This window comes from Hyalangium sp. (assembly GCF_045802625.1).
Lineage (GTDB): Bacteria > Myxococcota > Myxococcia > Myxococcales > Myxococcaceae > Hyalangium.
Map to the genome: position 1 here is coordinate 1 of NZ_JBJMQP010000113.1, position 15,938 is coordinate 15,938.

At 67.8% G+C, this 15,938-nt stretch carries 14 protein-coding genes; 10 read left to right on the forward strand and 4 right to left on the reverse strand.

Going from position 1 to position 15,938, the window contains the following annotated elements; all coding sequences use genetic code 11:
• Positions 1–57 precede the first annotated feature (57 nt).
• The 7 genes from ACJ8AT_RS20690 to sctV all read left to right on the forward strand — a co-directional run bounded on the left by ACJ8AT_RS20690 (position 58) and on the right by sctV (position 5,862).
• On the forward strand, positions 58–276 hold the full coding sequence (locus ACJ8AT_RS20690) for a hypothetical protein (protein ID WP_407739505.1): 219 nt from the start codon (positions 58–60) through the stop codon (positions 274–276).
• A gap of 203 nt (positions 277–479) precedes the next feature.
• Positions 480–1,307, forward strand: a complete 828-nt coding sequence (locus ACJ8AT_RS20695; RefSeq protein WP_407739506.1) for a carboxypeptidase-like regulatory domain-containing protein — start codon at positions 480–482, stop codon at positions 1,305–1,307.
• A gap of 114 nt (positions 1,308–1,421) precedes the next feature.
• Positions 1,422–1,640, forward strand: coding sequence for a hypothetical protein (locus ACJ8AT_RS20700; protein WP_407739505.1), 219 nt, complete (start codon positions 1,422–1,424; stop codon positions 1,638–1,640).
• Positions 1,641–1,858: 218 nt separating this feature from the next.
• A complete protein-coding gene (locus ACJ8AT_RS20705) occupies positions 1,859–2,191 on the forward strand; it encodes a hypothetical protein (protein ID WP_407739507.1) in 333 nt (110 codons plus the stop codon).
• 206 nt (positions 2,192–2,397) lie between these two features.
• Entirely contained in the window at positions 2,398–2,862 is a 465-nt protein-coding gene (locus tag ACJ8AT_RS20710) for a tetratricopeptide repeat protein (protein WP_407739508.1), read from the forward strand.
• 85 nt (positions 2,863–2,947) lie between these two features.
• Positions 2,948–3,667, forward strand: a complete 720-nt coding sequence (locus tag ACJ8AT_RS20715) for a tetratricopeptide repeat protein (protein WP_407739509.1) — start codon at positions 2,948–2,950, stop codon at positions 3,665–3,667.
• 62 nt (positions 3,668–3,729) lie between these two features.
• Entirely contained in the window at positions 3,730–5,862 is a 2,133-nt protein-coding gene (gene sctV, locus ACJ8AT_RS20720) for a type III secretion system export apparatus subunit SctV (RefSeq protein WP_407739510.1), read from the forward strand.
• Positions 5,863–5,950: 88 nt separating this feature from the next.
• Here sctV and ACJ8AT_RS20725 read toward each other — a convergent pair whose 3' ends face one another.
• The 3 genes from ACJ8AT_RS20725 to ACJ8AT_RS20735 are packed head-to-tail and all read right to left on the reverse strand — an operon-like array spanning position 5,951 to position 8,831.
• Positions 5,951–6,562: an SAM-dependent methyltransferase gene (locus ACJ8AT_RS20725; protein ID WP_407739511.1), complete on the reverse strand. Its 612-nt coding sequence runs from the start codon at positions 6,560–6,562 to the stop codon at positions 5,951–5,953.
• Positions 6,563–6,620: 58 nt separating this feature from the next.
• A complete protein-coding gene (locus ACJ8AT_RS20730; protein ID WP_407739512.1) occupies positions 6,621–7,727 on the reverse strand; it encodes an FHA domain-containing protein in 1,107 nt (368 codons plus the stop codon).
• Positions 7,728–7,778: 51 nt separating this feature from the next.
• Positions 7,779–8,831: a tetratricopeptide repeat protein gene (locus ACJ8AT_RS20735; protein ID WP_407739513.1), complete on the reverse strand. Its 1,053-nt coding sequence runs from the start codon at positions 8,829–8,831 to the stop codon at positions 7,779–7,781.
• Between the two features lie 102 nt (positions 8,832–8,933).
• Here ACJ8AT_RS20735 and ACJ8AT_RS20740 point away from each other — a divergent pair, with 102 nt between their 5' ends.
• The gene (locus tag ACJ8AT_RS20740; RefSeq protein WP_407739514.1) at positions 8,934–9,449 is read left to right on the forward strand and encodes an outer membrane beta-barrel protein; all 516 of its coding nucleotides are present in this window, start codon (positions 8,934–8,936) and stop codon (positions 9,447–9,449) included.
• 149 nt (positions 9,450–9,598) lie between these two features.
• Entirely contained in the window at positions 9,599–11,551 is a 1,953-nt protein-coding gene (locus ACJ8AT_RS20745) for an Ig-like domain-containing protein (RefSeq protein WP_407739515.1), read from the forward strand.
• A gap of 37 nt (positions 11,552–11,588) precedes the next feature.
• On the opposite strand, the gene ACJ8AT_RS20750 is transcribed toward ACJ8AT_RS20745, so the two are convergent.
• On the reverse strand, positions 11,589–12,401 hold the full coding sequence (locus ACJ8AT_RS20750; RefSeq protein ID WP_407739516.1) for an RDD family protein: 813 nt from the start codon (positions 12,399–12,401) through the stop codon (positions 11,589–11,591).
• A 96-nt stretch (positions 12,402–12,497) separates the two neighbouring features.
• On the opposite strand from ACJ8AT_RS20750, the gene ACJ8AT_RS20755 reads away from it, so the two are divergent.
• Positions 12,498–15,584 (forward strand): cyclic nucleotide-binding domain-containing protein, encoded by a 3,087-nt coding sequence (locus tag ACJ8AT_RS20755; protein ID WP_407739517.1) that lies wholly within the window; start codon positions 12,498–12,500, stop codon positions 15,582–15,584.
• The last annotated feature ends 354 nt before the right edge of the window (positions 15,585–15,938 follow it).

Sequence of the window (15,938 nt, forward strand, 5' to 3'; positions counted from 1 at the left end):
CGATAATCAGGGTGTAACGCTACTTTTTCCGCGAACGAAATTTCGGAGGACAAAACCATGTCGAGCATCAAGAGCATCTCGGACATCGTGACCAGCCAGCGTCAGGGCCTGACCAGCACCCAGCAGGAGATGGTGAACGCGGCTCCCGAGGAGCAGCGCCCCTACCTGCAGGCTCAGTTCAAGCTGGAGAACGAGTCGCAGGCCACCCAGCAGATCTCCAACATCCTGAAGAAGCTGGACGAAATGTCCTCCGCGGTCATCCGCAACCTGGCCTAATACCAGGCAGGCAGCAACTGAAGCACTCGGAGCCGGACTTGCGTGGGCGAAGGAGCCCTCTGCAAGCCCGGCTTCGGCTTTTGCGGGCCAGCAGACAGGCTCGCTGGAACGTGGTGCCTGGGGGATGCCGCGGAGGTAGGCTGCCGCGCCATCGGACGCGCGATCGCGGCTCCTCGCGCCGAAGCCTCCAGAAGGACGTGAACATGAGGACGATGCTCAAATGGGTAGTGACCGCGGGCCTCGCGGGGATGCTCACCTCCTGTGGCAACAAGAGCAGCGGAGGAGGACCCGACAGCGGAGACACCGGCGGCACTGGGACCGTCCAGGCCGGGGCGCTCAAGGGCCGCGTCGTGGACACCAAGGGCCAACCCCTCTCGGGAGCGGTGATCTACGCCGCCATCACGGGCACCAACGGCGTGCCCAGCAAGACCACCACGGACGCTCAGGGCACCTACAAGCTCAGCGACATGGCCGGCTCCGTCACCTACAAGGCCCTCGCCTGGCTGCCGCTGACCTATCGGGGCAAGAGCTTCTGCCTCCGGATCTCTCCCGAGGATGCGAGCGGCAACGAGGTCTTCCTTCCCAAGGATGGGGCGATCCGCAACTTCCACTGGAGGCTGCAGGGCCGGATGGACGACTCTCCCGCCGCTCCGGACGAGGATGGCGCCTGGTACGGAGGAACCATCAAGCTCTTCCCCGAGTTCGATGACGGGGACTACAAGTCCACCATCGAGCTGCAGCTGACTCCCACCGAGCCCCTGATCGACGGCAGCACCGGGGAGGTGCTCACCCGCACCGTGGATCTGGGCAAGACCCAGTACGCGTTGGACATCCCCGTCGGCGTCTACAAGATCTCCGCCTCGCGCGTGAAGACCGATGGGACGCGGGTGTCCGCCCGCCTGGGCCCCTCCAACACCACCACCTCCAGCGAGACCGTCTTCGAGTTCAAGCCCACGGACATGCCCGCCTGCGGCTCGGCCACCGTCAGCAGTGGCGTCACCCGAGGCTTCCTCTCTGTCCTGAGCCCCTGACGCGCCGCTTCCAGAAGAAAAATGCAGATCAGAGGAAACACCCCCCTGCAAAGCCCGATAATCTGCTTGTAAGCTTCTTTCGTCCCTTTACCCGCAGCCCCCGGAGAGCGAGCCATGTCGAGCATCAAGAGCATTTCGGACATCGTGACCAGCCAGCGTCAGGGTCTGACCAGCACCCAGCAGGAGATGGTGAACGCGGCTCCCGAGGAGCAGCGCCCCTACCTGCAGGCTCAGTTCAAGCTGGAGAACGAGTCGCAGGCCACCCAGCAGATCTCCAACATCCTGAAGAAGCTGGACGAAATGTCCTCCGCGGTCATCCGCAACCTGGCCTGATCCTAGGCAGGCAGCACTCGGAGCCGGACTTGCGTGGGCGAAGTGGCCCTCTGCAAGCCCGGCTTCGGCTTTTGCGGGCTCGAGGCGCCCGGGGCGGGGCCGTTCTGATCCAGCGCTCCTCGCCGCGTCCCTCACCGCAAAAATGCAGGTGGTAGCAACTCCCCCGCCGGATCAGCGATAATCAGAGTGTTACTTGGCTTTTCAAGGAGACTCCGCACATGACCACGATCAACCGCACGGCCGGTACGGCCCCCGCGCAGGCCCCCGCTGCCACGGACACCAAGTTCGACGTCCAGAACTTCATGCAGAACGGCGACGAGATCAAGTCGGCCAAGGCGCTGCTCGGTGAGAACAGCGGCTACTACAAGAACTTCACCAAGAACCTTCAGGGCGCGATCGACAAGCTCGGTCCCAACCCCAAGGAGGCGGACGTCAAGAAGGCCGCCACCAACGAGATGTTCAAGCAGAACATCATGAAGTTCACCACGGACCGCATGTCCAGCCAGATCATGCAGAAGATCAAGGACATGAGCTCGGACGGGTGGGCCTGAGATTCGTCCGCCGCGTTCACACGCGGTTCTCCTTATGCCCGGAGCGAGGAGATGATCCTCGCTCTGGGTGAAGACCCGAGTGCTTGGGCACAGGAGCCTCGCGGTGAGCGGAATCCTCGGCTTTCGCGGCTCTGGCCGCCCGTGTTAGGTTCGCGACCGCCCGCGGGTAGCGTGGGCTCCGTTCCTGGTTCGAGGATCTCACCCCCATGGCGAACTCCAACGACGCCACCTCCGCACAGCAGGCGGGCGCGACCGGCCCCGAGTTGCTGGAGAGGGCCATGGAGGGCTTCCAGCTCTACGAGCTGGGTGAATACACGGATGCTCGCCTCATCTTCGAGGAGCTGTGCGAGCGCGATCCGAAAGAGGCCTATTACCGCACGGCGCTGGGCGCCATCTTCCTGGCGGAGGATGAGCTGGATCCCGCACTGGAGGCCTTCAACCAGGCGCTCGATCTCAACCCGAAGGACTCCGCCGCCCTGGTGAACCGAGGAGAGGTCTACCTGCGGCTGGGTAGCATCATGGAGGCCGCTCAGGACTTCGCTCGCGCTGTCGACCTGGATCCCGAGAACAAGGATCCGCTTACCATGCGTGCGCGCCTGCTGGCTGCCGCGGCCATCGAGACTGTCGAGGCTGTCCAGCGGAACGCCGCCCACTCCGAACTCAAGAAGTAAGTAGGCCCCTGGCGCCGGCAGTGCCGACGCCCCCCGAACCATGGCCAGCTCTCAGGGGTCCGGCAGGAAATCACCTCCTGCCCCCGTGAAGATCCACCACTTCCAAAAGCGTGCTCCGCGCTCGAAGGACGAGCCCCGGGGACGCGACGGGGGCCGGCGTACGCTCGAGCTCGAGCACCCCACGCTGCCCGAGATGTCCCTCGAGGAGCCGCCCGAGGAGGTGGAGGATGAGGCGGAGGAGGAGGTGGAGGAGGAGCCTGTCCGCTCCAGCGGTTCCGCCCGGCCGGAGATGGCGTCTCGGGGCAAGTCGCGTGCTGGCTCGGCTGCCGCGGAGGCGGACGAGCGGGGCTCGCGCAAGTCCCGTGGCGGCTCGATGTCCCGCAGGGCCGCGGACGATGAGGAGGAGGAGGAACCGCCTCCGGGCTCCGTCGCCGAGCGCCTCAACACCTCGCGCCGGCTCATCTCCGAGGGCCGGTTCGGCGAGGCGCGCGTCATCCTGGAGCGGCTGGTGACGCTGGGGGTGGCCTCGGGCCCGGTGCATACCGAGCTGGGCGCCATCTACATGGCCCAGGGCTCCATCGAGCGCGCGCTGGAGCGCTTCGAGGATGCGCTGCACCTGGAGCCGATGGATCTCTTCGCCCGGGTGTGCCGGGGGGAGGCCCGGCTGGGGCGCGGGGATCTGCGCCTGGCCCGGGAGGATCTCCAGCGCGTCCTGGACATGGGGACGGCTGGCAGCCCGCTCGTCGAGAGAGCGCAGCAACTCCTACAGCGCGCCAAAGAGCAGGGTGACCGCAAGCGTCAATGAAGCCAGCAGGCTCCCGGGGGCTTGGGGCGAGAGCCTGGGGCAGACTAGGATGACTCCCGCCGATGGCCGCCTCCTCCGATCCGAATAGCTTCCTCTCTAAGTACTCCGACATCGTCCTCGCGCTCGTGGTTGTGGCGATCGTGGGCATGATGATCGTCCCGCTGCCCACGCACCTGCTGGACGTGCTGCTGACCTTCAACATCAGCATCGGCGTCGTCCTGCTGCTCATCTCGCTCTACGTGCCAGCGGCGCTCCAGCTGTCGGTGTTCCCGACGCTGCTGCTGATCACGACGATGTACCGGCTGGCGCTCACCATCTCCACCACGCGGCTCATCCTGCTGACGGGTGACCCGGGAGAGGTGGTGGTCGCCTTCGGAAAGTTCGTGGTTCAGGGCAACTTCGTCGTCGGCGCCATCATCTTCGTCATCCTCGTGGTGGTGAACTTCATCGTGATCTCCAAGGGCTCGGAGCGTGTGGCCGAAGTGGCCGCGCGCTTCACCCTGGACGCCATGCCCGGCAAGCAGATGTCCATCGACGCGGACCTGCGCGCCGGCTCCATGGACATGGAGGAGGGCAAGCGCAAGCGCAGGGATCTCGAGCGCGAGAGCCAGCTGTTCGGCGCCATGGACGGCGCGATGAAGTTCGTGAAGGGCGACGCCATCGCCTCCATCATCATCACCGTCATCAACATCGTCGGCGGCCTGATCATCGGCGTGATGCAGAAGGGCATGGACGTGGGCGCGGCGGCGCAGAAGTACTCGCTGCTGACCATCGGTGACGGTCTGGTGGGCATGATCCCCGCCATCCTCATCTCCACCTGCGCCGGTATCATCGTGACGCGCGTGGGCGGCGCCGAGGAGGGCAACCACCTGGGCAAGGACGTGGGCATGCAGCTGTTCGCCTACCCGAAGGCCATCGGTATCGCGGGAGGCATGCTCCTGGCGCTGGCGGCGATCCCCGGCCTGCCGACCATCCCCTTCATGGCCCTGGGCGGCGCGGCCGGCTTCGGCGCCTGGCGCATGCTGAAGAAGGAGAATGCCGCGGCGGTGGCAGAGGAGGGCGGGGGCATGGTGCCCACCGAGACCGAGAACGGCACGCCGGCCTCCACCGAGCCTCCGCCCAAGGAGCCCATCAACCCGGACTCCGAGGTGTTCGTCCCCGTCGTCACCCCCATTGTCCTGGAGGTGAGCGACGCGCTGGTGCCCTACGTGGACTCGCGGCAGGACAACGGGAAGTTCCTCTTCGAGCTCATCCCGTTCATGCGAGACGGCCTCTTCGTGGAGCTGGGCGTGCGCTTCCCGGGCGTGCGTGCTCGCGGCAACTCGAGCCTGCCGCCCGGCTCCTACCAGATCCAGATCAACGAGGTGCCCGTCGTCACCGGCCAGGCCACGCTGGGCCACGTGCTGGTGAACGACACGGTGGATCGCCTGAAGCTGATGAACATCCAGGGCTTCGAGGCCATCAACCCCGCCACGCGCCAGCCGGCCGCCTGGGTGCCCGAGCAGTTCAAGGACACGCTCGAGGCCGCGGGGCTCACCACCTGGGACGTGCCCGGCTACATCATCCTGCACCTGGCGGCCATCCTCCGCCGCAACGCGCGCGAGTTCGTCGGCGTGCAGGAATCCCAGACGATGCTGGATCAGCTCGAGAAGGCCTTCCCCGCCATCATCAAGGAGGTGGTGCCGAAGGTCGTCAACGTGCTCAAGCTCACGGACATCCTCCAGCGGCTCGTGGAGGAGGAGATCTCCGTGCGTGACTTGCGCGGCATCCTCCAGTCGCTGGCCGAGCAGGGCCAGGTCGAGGCCGACAACGTGATGCTCACCGAGCACGTGCGCTCGGCCATGCGGCGCTACATCTCGCACAAGTACGCGCGTGGCACCGGCACCCTGGTGGTCTACCTGCTGGATCCGCAGATCGAGGAGGCCATCCGCGGCTCCATCAAGCGCACCTCGGCGGGCACCCACTTGGCCCTGGAGCCGGAGATCGCCCAGGAGATCGTCCAGGCCGTGAAGTCCGAGTGCGGCCACCTGCCGCCCAGCGCGCAGCGCCCCGTCATCCTCACGGCGATGGACATCCGCCGCTACGTGCGCAAGCTGCTGGAGTACGAGTTCAACCCGCCGTTCTCCGTGCTCAGCTACCAGGAGCTCGCGCCGGACCTCAACATCCAGCCGGTGGCCCGCATCTCCACGCGCTGAGCCGAGGGCCTTCTCGGAGCGCCCATGGCTGGCGCTCTGGGTGAGGCGAGGAGCTGGCCGCGTCGAGCCCGCGAGGGCTCCGTGGGCGTTAGCGGCGCTGGTACAGGTAGGTCAGGGCAGTGCCCCAGTTCGCCTTCATGACCTTCATGCCGATCTGGTTGAACTCGCCCGACGGGAGCGGCTGGCCGGCGATGATCACCCGCGCTCCAGGCTTGAGCCCCTCCAGCTTCACGGCCAGCTTCGCCATCAGCCCGGGCTCGAAGCAGGGGGCTTGCGCGAACGCGACGTCGACCTCCGAGAGATCCACCTCCAGCATGTCCCCATCGAGGAACTCGATGCGCTGGGCCTGGTGCTCGGCGGGCAGAGTGGGGCGGATCTCCGTGTCGTAGCGGCTCAGGGCCTGCCGGGCCGCGTCGCCCAGCCCCGTGAGCAGCTCCACGCCCACCACGCGGCGGAACGGGAACAGCATCGCCGCCATCAGGACCGGCTGGCCCATGCCCGAGCCGAGATCGATGAAGACCTCGCCCTCCTGGGGGGAGGCCGCGCTCACCAGCTGCTGGAAGGAGGCGGGCTTCACCTCTCCGTAGGTGGTGGAGTCCTCCTCTCGGCCCATCCGCTTCTTCTCCGAGCGGGCGATGGCATGCCCGGAGAACTGGGAGTAGAGGCGGGTGAGGATCTCTTCAACCTGCGGCAGTTCCATGGGGCGGCAGCCTAGCCAACGCCTCTGGCCGCTGCCACCGCCGCATGCTGGACGTGGCTCAGGCGCCGGCGAGCACCGCGATGATGAGGCCGAGGGCGAACAGGGCGAACACGCCCATCAGCAGCAGCGGCACCATCTTCTGCTTGTCGAACCCGCCCAGCTTGTTGGCCCTGCTCTCCACCGGCTCGTCGGGCACGTAGGGCCTGGAGGGCATGGGCGGGGGAGGGGGCTCCTCCGGAGGAGGCTCGGCGGCCACGGGCTCTGGCGCGGGCGCAGGCTCCGGTGCGGGCTCGGGCGCGGGCTCGGGCGGTGGGGCCTCCTCCTTCGGCGGCTCCTCCTTGGGCGGAGCGGGCTTGGCTCGCTTCGAGCTGACCTTCACCGCCGGGACGTTCTGCGTGTTCTCCTCCTCGTCGTCTCCGCCGCTGTCCACGGGCTCGTCCGGCATGACCACGGAGGGCTCGGCCATGTCGGAGGGGTCCACGTAGAGCAGGCGGATGTTGCCCACCTCCACCTCGTCCCCGTCCTTGAGCGTCTTGCGGTTGACCTTCTTCTTGTTGACCTTGATGCCGTTGCGGCTGCCCAGGTCCTCCACGTGCGTGCCGGCCCAGTCGCGGCGGAACTTCACGTGCCGCCGGGACACCAGATCATCCTTGAAGACGATGTCCGCCGTCTCGTCGCGCCCGATGATGATCTCCTGGGCGTCGTTGATCTCGATCCGCTCGCTCTCGCGAGGGCCGTTCATGATGCGGAAGTAGGGGCCCTCGCCGCTCTTGATGCCTCGCACCGCGTCCTTCACCAGGCTGCGGGCCACGAAGGACGTCTTCTCCGAGCGCACGTCGGCCGGCACATCCGCGATCTGGGTGAACGTCACGTCGAACTGGGCAATGACGATGACGTCCCCGTTGCGCAGGCGGTGCTTCTCGCCCTTGGGCAAGGGCTTGCCATTGATCTGGGTGCCATAGGCGCTGCCCAGGTCCTCCAGGAAGAAGAGGTTTCCCTCCTGGGAAATGCGCGCGTGGTTGCGAGAGACGGCCTGCTGCGCCAGCACCACCTGGCAGGCCTTGTCGCGGCCCAGGGTGATGCTCGCCTCGTCGAGTACGTGCTCGACAGGCTTGGCGGCACTGCCGGCCTCGCTGCGTTGCGTAACGGTCAGCCGGACGCTCATCGCGAGGACATCAGCGGAAGTGGGGAAGGTTCAGGGAGCAGGGGGCAGGGGTCAGTAGGTGTCGTTGGCGAGGAACTTCTCGCACGTTTCGGTCTCGGTGGGGAACTCCTCGGCGGTGCCGAACTTGATGAAGTTCTTGCAGGCGATGATGGCCGCGTCGCGCTTCTTGGCCTCCGCGTAGATCTTGAAGAGGCCAAAGTGGCAGGGCGCGTACTTGCCGTCCACCCGCAGGCACTTCTTGTAGGTCTTCTCCTCCTCGGCGGTGAGGCCCTTCTCGCTGTACTCGTGGGCGAGCGTGTAGAGCGCGGGGGCGGTGTTCTCGGCCGACTGCGTGTCCTTCATCTCCTTGAGGGCCGAGTCGGTGAGGGCCGCCTTGCGCTGGGCGATGGCCAGGTTGTTGAGGCACTGGGGATTCTTCTGGTCCAGGGTGACACAGGTGGCGAAGGCGTCCTTGGCCTCGGCGAAGCGGCTGAGCTCCATGAGGGTGGCGCCGTAGTCGTGCCAGTAGTCCGGCACGTCCGGGGACAGCTGCGTCGCCTTGCCAATCTCCTCGGCGGCCTCCTCGAACTTGCCCTGGCCGTAGAAGACGGTGCCCAGGCTGTGGTGCACGTCCGCGATGTTGGGATCCACCGCGAGGATGGTGCGCAGCTCCTTGATGGCCTCGGTGGGCTTGTCCAGCTTGATGTAGGTGAGCGCCAGGTTGTAGCGGGCCTGGGTGTAGTCCGGGTTGACCTTCAGGGCGCGCTGGAAGTTGTCGTGCGCCTTCCCGTAGGAGCCCTCCTGCAAGTAGATGTAGCCGAGGTTCTGGTAGGCCTGGGCCTGCTCGTTGTTGTAGCGCAGCGCCTTGATGAAGAAGTCCTTGGCCTCGCTCATCTTCCCCTGGTTGAGCCGGATGAGGCCCTTGTTCACCCAGAGGTCCGCGTACGTGGGCGAGAACTCCAGGCCCAGATCGCAGTACACCTCGGCTTTCTCCAGATCGTGCGCGGCGAGCTGCTGCACGCACAGCTCGTTGTTGAGCAGCGCGCGCTCGTGCACCGGCGGCGTGGAGAGACAGGCAAGAGAGGTAAGCAGGGGAATCGCACAGAGGGCATGGAGCGGACGCATGACCGCGCGAGTGTAGGGGAGGAAGTGTAGGAGGATCAACGTCCCCTTGATGTAAAATCCAAGCTGTTTTCCAAGGGTTACGTCGGTAAAGTCCGGGGTTCCATGCGTACGCTCCTCTGTGCCCTTGGTCTTGCCGTGGCCCTCTTGGGGGCTTCACCGGCTCACGCCCAGTTCGCCAACCGCAGTCTGGGCTTGTCACTCGGCTACATGGACTTCAACCGCACGGGGGGCCTGGAAGGCGGCTACTTCGTGGGGTTCGACGCCAGCTACTACATCGAGAGCGGCTTCGATCTGGTGTCCCTGACGAAGCTGACGTTCCCGAAGGACCCGGCGACGGGCAAGCGGGTGGTGGGCATGGCCCCCTCGATCGGTATCCGCTACCTGCTGCTGGAGGAGTCATTCCGGCCGTACGCGGGGGCGGACATCAGCTACCTGTTCGTCTTCAAGGAGGACCAGACGGCGCAGTACGTGGGGCTGGGGCCCAACGTGGGGTTCGACTACTTCATCACCGACACGGTGAGCCTGGGCGTGCGAGGGCAGTACAACTTCTACATCGCGCTCAACGAGAAGACGCAGTCCTCGCTCACCTTCTCGGTGGGTGGGGCGGCGTACTTCTGACGAGGCCGCGTGCCGAGGCCCGCGTGGCGTCCCTGGCCCCGGGGACGCGGTGGGCCCATTGCTGCTAGGGTGGCCCCGGGCGCGCCGGGTGATCGCCTCCACAGCCTTCGTGCGGGGTTCCCGGCCTGCTCGTGAGGAGTGGAACCGTCATGCGCCGTCTTGCCGTCCTGGTCCTGTGCGCCACCTGCTTCGCCCTGCCGCTGTCCATCGGTTGCGGCGGTGGGGGAGAAAACACCCCTGACGCGGGGCCTCCGCCTCCGCCTCCGCCTCCGCCGGACTCGGGGACGCCGGACGCGGGCCCCAAGCCGGATGCGGGGCCGATCGATCTGCAGCCGCCCACCGTTTTGTCCGTGTCGCCCGCGGACAAGACCCTGGCCGTGCCTCCGGAGAGCTCCATCTCGGTGACCTTCAACGAGGAGATGCAGACCGACCGCGGCCTGCTGCAGATCAGCCCGAGCACGGGCTTTCCGAACAACGGGCTGATCAACGTGACTCCGCAGAACTGGGACGCCACGAAGACGACGGCGACGTTCACGTTCGCGCAGGGGTTGCCGGTCAAGACGAACCTGTCGATCAACGTCACCAATTTCGCGGACGTGGCCGGCAACCCGATGCGGCAGGCGTACACGTTTGGCTTCGCGGTCAGCGACGGGCAGCCGCCGAGCGTCGCCGATTCGCTCCCCGTGGAGGGCGCCGCCAGCGTGCCGCTGAGCACCTCCGAGCTCTCCTTCTCCTTCAGCGATCCCATGGACACCTCCGTGGGCACGCTGGTGCCGGGCACGGGCCTCACGTTGGGAGCGGTGGTGTGGACGGACAACCAGCACCTCAAGGCGCCCATCACCTCCACGCTCGTCAACAACGCCAACTACTCCGTGCAGCTCAGCGGCTTCCGCAACGCCAGGGGCAAGGCGCTCGATGGGACGAAGTACCTGGGCGACGGCAAGCTGAACTTCGGCACCGGGCCGGACCAAACGCCTCCCACGGTGGTGGATGCCAGCCCGGCGGAGGGCGCCACCGGGGTGCTGCCCGAGAACACGCAGTACGTGGTGATCACCTTCAGCGAGCCCATGAACACCACGGTGGGCACCGCCGATCTGTACCTGAATGGGACGAAGAGCACGACGCTCACGCCGATGTGGGCCAGCGATGGGTTCAGCGTCACCTACGACGTGCAGTTCAAGCTGAAGTACAGCGCCGCCGTGCGCGTGCTGCTCACCGGCTTCAAGGACAAGTCCGCCAATGCGCTCAACGGCACGCCATACCTGGGGGATGGGGCGCTCACGTTCTCCACGGGCGCGGACACCGTGAAGCCCTATGTCATCAGCTCCACCCCGGCGGAGGGCGAGCAGATCTACCCGGTGGAGGTGTACGCCACCGGCGGCAATCCCGCGACGGCCTGGCGGAAGATCTTCACCTTCCAGTTCAGCGAGCAGATGAACACCTCCATCACCCGCGTCGAGCTGCACGAGAAGCAGAACCCCTCCTCGTACCGCATCCTCGATGGAGTGTGGTCCGCCGACCAGCGGACGATGACGGTCACCGTCTACCCGCCTGCGCAGGGCCAGCTGCCGCTCATTGATGACTACTTCTACTATTACATGGACCTCACCGGGCTGAAGGACCTCGCCGGCAATCCGCTGGATGCGGCCGTGCCGGTGCTGGGCGATGGCCACCTCGACTTCGAGACGCTCCCTGACTTCAAGCTGCTCGACCACGCCTGCGAGCATGCGCTGCTCCAGCAGCCCCTCGCCGTCACCGCCACCACGAGCTACAGCGGCTCCTCGCCTCGAGCAGATCAGCAGCACACGCGCTACGAGCTGACCCTGCCCACGAACGGCACCAGCTTCACGGGCTACACCCAGCTGCAGTTGCCCACCCTCTCGGTCTTCACCTTCTTCATGGATGGCGACGTCCCCCTGACGGTGGCCGATCCCGCCACTCCCAACTCGCCGCTCGTCGTGAGCAAGGATCCGGTCCGCTCGGCCTGCGCCGGGATCACCCACCGGGCCGTCTTCGAGACCTCGGCGGTGCAGACGCTGCAGATGCGCAGCGGACCCTTCTCGGCGGCGAAGTACCGCCTCATCATCGAGCCCGGGAGCTGAGCCAGAGGGGTGCGGGGCCGGGGCCTCGTGCTTCGGCTCAGGCCCCCAGCGAGGCGCGCGGGCGGGAGCGGGGGAGCTTCACCCGGGCGCTCGGCGGCGGCACGAGGGCGGCGGCCACCAGCAGCGTCCACTTCTCGTCCGAGAGGTGGGCGGGCTTCTCCATGGCCAGCGCCTCTTGCAGCCGGGCGCCGAGGGCGGCGAAGAGCTGGAGCCGCGCCTCCATGCGCAGCTCCTCGCGGCGCAGGGCGGCCGAGAGGATGACGTCCCGCTCCTCGGTGGAGAGCTTCTTCACCCGCGAGACGAAGAGGGGATCGGCCAGCAGGCCCTCCTCTCCGGTGGTGCCCAGCGCGGAGGGCACCTTCAGGCGGCGCTCGCGCACGACGATGGTGCCCGCCAGCATGTCCCCGAGCCGCTGGTGCGAGCCGGAGACGAGCGCGGAGATGCCGCCCACCAGGTACAGCAGGGGCAGCCGGTCCACGGGCCGGGCCAGGTTGCGCAGCGCCGCGTGGTAGAAGCCGATGCGGACGCCGCTCTCCTGGATGACTCGCAGGGACATGATGCGCTTGCCCACCGTCTGCCCGCTCCAGGCCGTCTCCAGGCCGATGCCGTAGCCCCAGTCCACCAGGAAGTAGACGACCAGGCTGAGCGCGCTGGCGAAGCCCGGGAAGGCGAACATCGCCAGGTTGAGCCCCAGGAGCACCCCCACCGTGGCCACCCCGACGATGACGGTGTCCGCCAGCCAGGCGAGGAAGCGCGAGTAGATGCCCGCGAGGGTGAAGCGGAACTCCACGTACTCGGGAGTGAGGACGGTGTGGTTGCCGTCGAGCAGCGTGTCGGAGGCGGGCGTCACGGGCCTCAGTCTAGGCCAGAGTCAATGCCTGCCGGGGGGACAACCGAGCATCATTCCGGAAAGTCCCATTCCTGGGGTAGGCTGCGTCCCTCTACCGTGGCCGATTCCGAGTCTTCCTGGGGCCAGCGCCTGTGGCCCGCGGCGACCTTCCAGTTCGCCCTCATTGCCGGCGTGACGCAGCTGAAGACGGCTGCGAACGCGCTCGTCTTGTCGCGCTTCGAGTCCCAGGCGCTGCCCTACCTGTACCTGGTGGGCGCGCTGCTCACGGCCGCGCTCACGGTGTTGCCTCGCCCGCGCCCGGACTTCCCCACGGAGTCTCCCGGCGTGCTCACCGCCCTGGGCGGGCTCATCACCCTAGGGCTGGCGGCGGGGGTGTCCCACGGCCAGCGCCTGCCGGCCATCGCGCTCTACCTGTTCGTGGATGCGTTCACCACGTTCGTCTCCCTGCGCTTCTGGGGGCGGATGTCGGCGGCCTTCGATGCGCGCGAGGCCCGGCGCGCCTTCACCGCGCTCAATGGCTTCGGCATGGGCGGCGGCATCGTCGGCGGGCTGCTGGTGAAGGCCATGGCCGAGCGGCTCGGCACTCCCGTGGTGGTGGCCAGCGGCGCCGTGGGGTTGATCCTCGCTGGCGTCGTCTTCCGCTTCCACACGGGCGCGGTGGCCATGCCCGCGCGCTCCCGCCATGCCGCGATCACGGCGGAGCCCTGGCTCTACTTCGCGCACAGCCCCTATGCGCAGGTGCTGGGCGCGCTGGGCGTCGCCTTCGCCGTGCTGTCCTCCTTCGTGGACTACCTGTTCCGCCTGCGCGTGGAGGGCACGCTCAGCGAGGACGGGCTGGCGGCGCTGTTCGGCTCGCTGCAGCTGTGGATTGGCTTGTTCTGCGTCGGCTTCCAGCTGCTCGTGGCCCAGAAGCTGCTGGGGAAGCTCGGGCTGCTGCACTACCTGGCCATGGTGCCGTTGGTGCTCGGGCCGCTGGCGGCCGCCACGCTCTTCACGCCCATGCTGTGGCCCGTCCACCTGCTGCGGCTGGTGGAGACGGCGGTGAGCTACTCCATCCTCCCGGTGGGCATCCAGCTGCTCTACGCGGCGGTGCCGGACGAGCAGCGTGAGTCGGTGCGCGCCGCGGTGGATGGGTTGCTGCGCAAGGGCGGCGTGGTGCTCGCGGGCGTGCTGCTCATTGGCGCGGGCCGGGCGGCCACCGGCAGCACCATGGCCGTGGCGGTGGTGGGGTTGAGCGTGGCGCTCGGCGTGCTGCTCTTCCGGCTCAAGCCCGCGTACGTGGAGGCGCTCGAGGAGCAGGTGGGCGCTCCTCCCGTCGAGGAAGAGGTGCAGGTGGGCGGCGAGACACAGAAGCTGCTCGTGGACTCGCTGGGCGCCAACACCCCGGAGCGCGTGCTGCGCGCGGTGGACCTGATGGCGCAGGCCGAGGTTCCCCTGCGTCCGCACCTGGCCGCACTGCTGAGCCACCCGCATGAGCGCGTGGTGGAGCGGGGCGTGGAGCTGGCGCTCAAGCTCGAGGCCCACGAGACGGCTCCTACCCTGGAGCGGCTGGTGGAGTCCGGGCCGCGGCGCCCGAGGGATCAGGCCGTGTGGGCACTGGCGCGCCTGTCCCCGGAGCGGGCTGAGCGGCTGCTGCCAGCGCTGCTGGACAGTCCGGACATCGGGCTGCGCTGTGCGGCCATTGGCGCGTTGCTGCACACGCAGGGCAACAGTGAGGCGCTCGCCTCGCTCAGCGCGGTGCTGGCGCGGGGGGCCCAGGCCCCGGTGTCCGAGCGGCGCGAGGTGGCCAAGCTGCTCGGGCGGGTGAAGGATGAGCGGTTCGCCCAGCCGCTGGCGCGCTACCTCGCGGATCCGGACCTCTCCGTGCGGCGAGTGGCGATCGATGCGGCGGGCGTGGGCGGATACCTGCAGCTGGCCCCGCGGCTGCTGACCTTCCTCACCTGGCGCGAGGAGCGGCGCAGGGCGCGCACGGCGCTCGCGGCGCTGGGGGACCGGGTGATGCCTCTGCTGGAGGTGACGCTCAACAACCGCTCCGCCCCGCTGGCCATGCGGCTGCAGTTGCCTCGGGTGCTGCGCCTCATCGGCACGTCGGACGCGCTGCACGCGTTCCTCTTCTCCGCCGTGCACGATGACCCGTTCCTGCACTACCGGATCGGCGCGGAGATGTCCCGCCTGCGTGACGAGCACCCGGAGTACGCGGTGGACGCCGAGCGCGTGCGGGAGGCACTGGGCCGGCGGCGGGAGACGTATCGCTCGCTGGTGGAGCCCTTCCGCGACTTGCGCGTGGCGCTCGGGGACGACTCACTGCTGACGCGAGCGGTGGGAGACCGGTTGGACCAGGCGCTGGAGCTGTCCTTCTTCCTGCTCGGGCTGCTCTACACGCCGCAGACGATGCGCCGCGTGCACCAGCACGTGGTGGGCAAGGACGCGCGCCGCAAGGCCTATGCGCTGGAGCTGATGGACGCCGTCGTCGCCGAGGAGGATCGCGAGCTGGTGCTGGAGCAGATCGAGGCCCACCACCGCGAGCTGCCCCCGGGCGCGGCGGGGCGGCTGGAGGCGCACCTGGAGGTGCTCATCCAGAGCGAGGACGTGGTGCTGCGAGCCTGTGCGCGCTACGTGACGCAGCGCCGGAGCTCCCTGGTGGTGCCCTCCGCGCAGGAGAACGACATGAGTGAAGGGACTGTGCAGAAGATGTTCGCGCTGGAGGGCGTCAGCGTCTTCTCCCAGAGCGACGTGGACGACATCGCGGCGGTGGCGGCGGTGGCCCGCGAGGTCCGCTTTCGCGCCGGCGAGCGCATCTTCAGCCAGGGAGACCCGGGAGACGCGCTCTACGTCATCGTCGAGGGCACGGTGGACCACTTCCGCGACGGCGAGCACGTGCTGCGCAGCCAGGCCAAGGAGACCTTCGGCGACGTGAGCCTGCTGGACGGCGCCCCGCGCCCCACCGACGTCGTCGCGGTGGAGGACACGCGGGTGCTCGTCATCGACCGCCGGGACTTCCTGGATCTGCTCGCCGACCGCCCGGAGCTGCTCACCGGCTTCTTCCGCGCGGTGAGCCAGCAGCTTCGCACCCTCATCGATCTGCCAGCGACTCGTCAGAGCGGCGAGCTGCTCGAGGTGGACCACTCCCAACCCGAGGATGTCACCACGACCACGGGAAAGGCCCCCGTCGAGAAGTCGTGAGCGGCGGGCCCCTCCGGAGGCCAGGAGGCGGCGGGAATCGAACACGCCGCCAGGGGCCTCTGGCGAGAGCGAGCCAGTTCGGTCATGAATGAAGATCATGAAGCCCGGTCTCCTTCGTCACAGGCTTGCCCCCGCGCTCTTGGCCTCGGTGCTCTTGCATCTGGCGGTCGCGGCGTGGCTGTGGCTCGCGGGGCCCCGAGTTCCGCCTGGGCCGAGCCTGGGACCCGAGGGCGCGAAATCGAGCCTCGTGGAGCTGGAGTTCACTGACGCACCGCCAGCCTCCAAGTCTCTCCCGAAGACTCCCGCCGCCGGTCCCGCGAGAGCGACCCGCCCGGTCACCCAGCCTGTTCGCAA

Bases quoted from the DNA above. Each gene is read 5' to 3' on its own strand.
- sctV (WP_407739510.1), top strand. From the start codon at position 3,730: ATGGCCGCCTCCTCCGATCCGAATAGCTTCCTCTCTAAGTACTCCGAC.
- ACJ8AT_RS20690 (WP_407739505.1), top strand. From the start codon at position 58: ATGTCGAGCATCAAGAGCATCTCGGACATCGTGACCAGCCAGCGTCAG.
- ACJ8AT_RS20700 (WP_407739505.1), top strand. From the start codon at position 1,422: ATGTCGAGCATCAAGAGCATTTCGGACATCGTGACCAGCCAGCGTCAG.
- ACJ8AT_RS20740 (WP_407739514.1), top strand. From the start codon at position 8,934: ATGCGTACGCTCCTCTGTGCCCTTGGTCTTGCCGTGGCCCTCTTGGGG.
- ACJ8AT_RS20745 (WP_407739515.1), top strand. From the start codon at position 9,599: ATGCGCCGTCTTGCCGTCCTGGTCCTGTGCGCCACCTGCTTCGCCCTG.
- ACJ8AT_RS20735 (WP_407739513.1), bottom strand. From the start codon at position 8,831: ATGCGTCCGCTCCATGCCCTCTGTGCGATTCCCCTGCTTACCTCTCTT.
- ACJ8AT_RS20730 (WP_407739512.1), bottom strand. From the start codon at position 7,727: ATGAGCGTCCGGCTGACCGTTACGCAACGCAGCGAGGCCGGCAGTGCC.
- ACJ8AT_RS20705 (WP_407739507.1), top strand. From the start codon at position 1,859: ATGACCACGATCAACCGCACGGCCGGTACGGCCCCCGCGCAGGCCCCC.
- ACJ8AT_RS20725 (WP_407739511.1), bottom strand. From the start codon at position 6,562: ATGGAACTGCCGCAGGTTGAAGAGATCCTCACCCGCCTCTACTCCCAG.
- ACJ8AT_RS20710 (WP_407739508.1), top strand. From the start codon at position 2,398: ATGGCGAACTCCAACGACGCCACCTCCGCACAGCAGGCGGGCGCGACC.
- ACJ8AT_RS20695 (WP_407739506.1), top strand. From the start codon at position 480: ATGAGGACGATGCTCAAATGGGTAGTGACCGCGGGCCTCGCGGGGATG.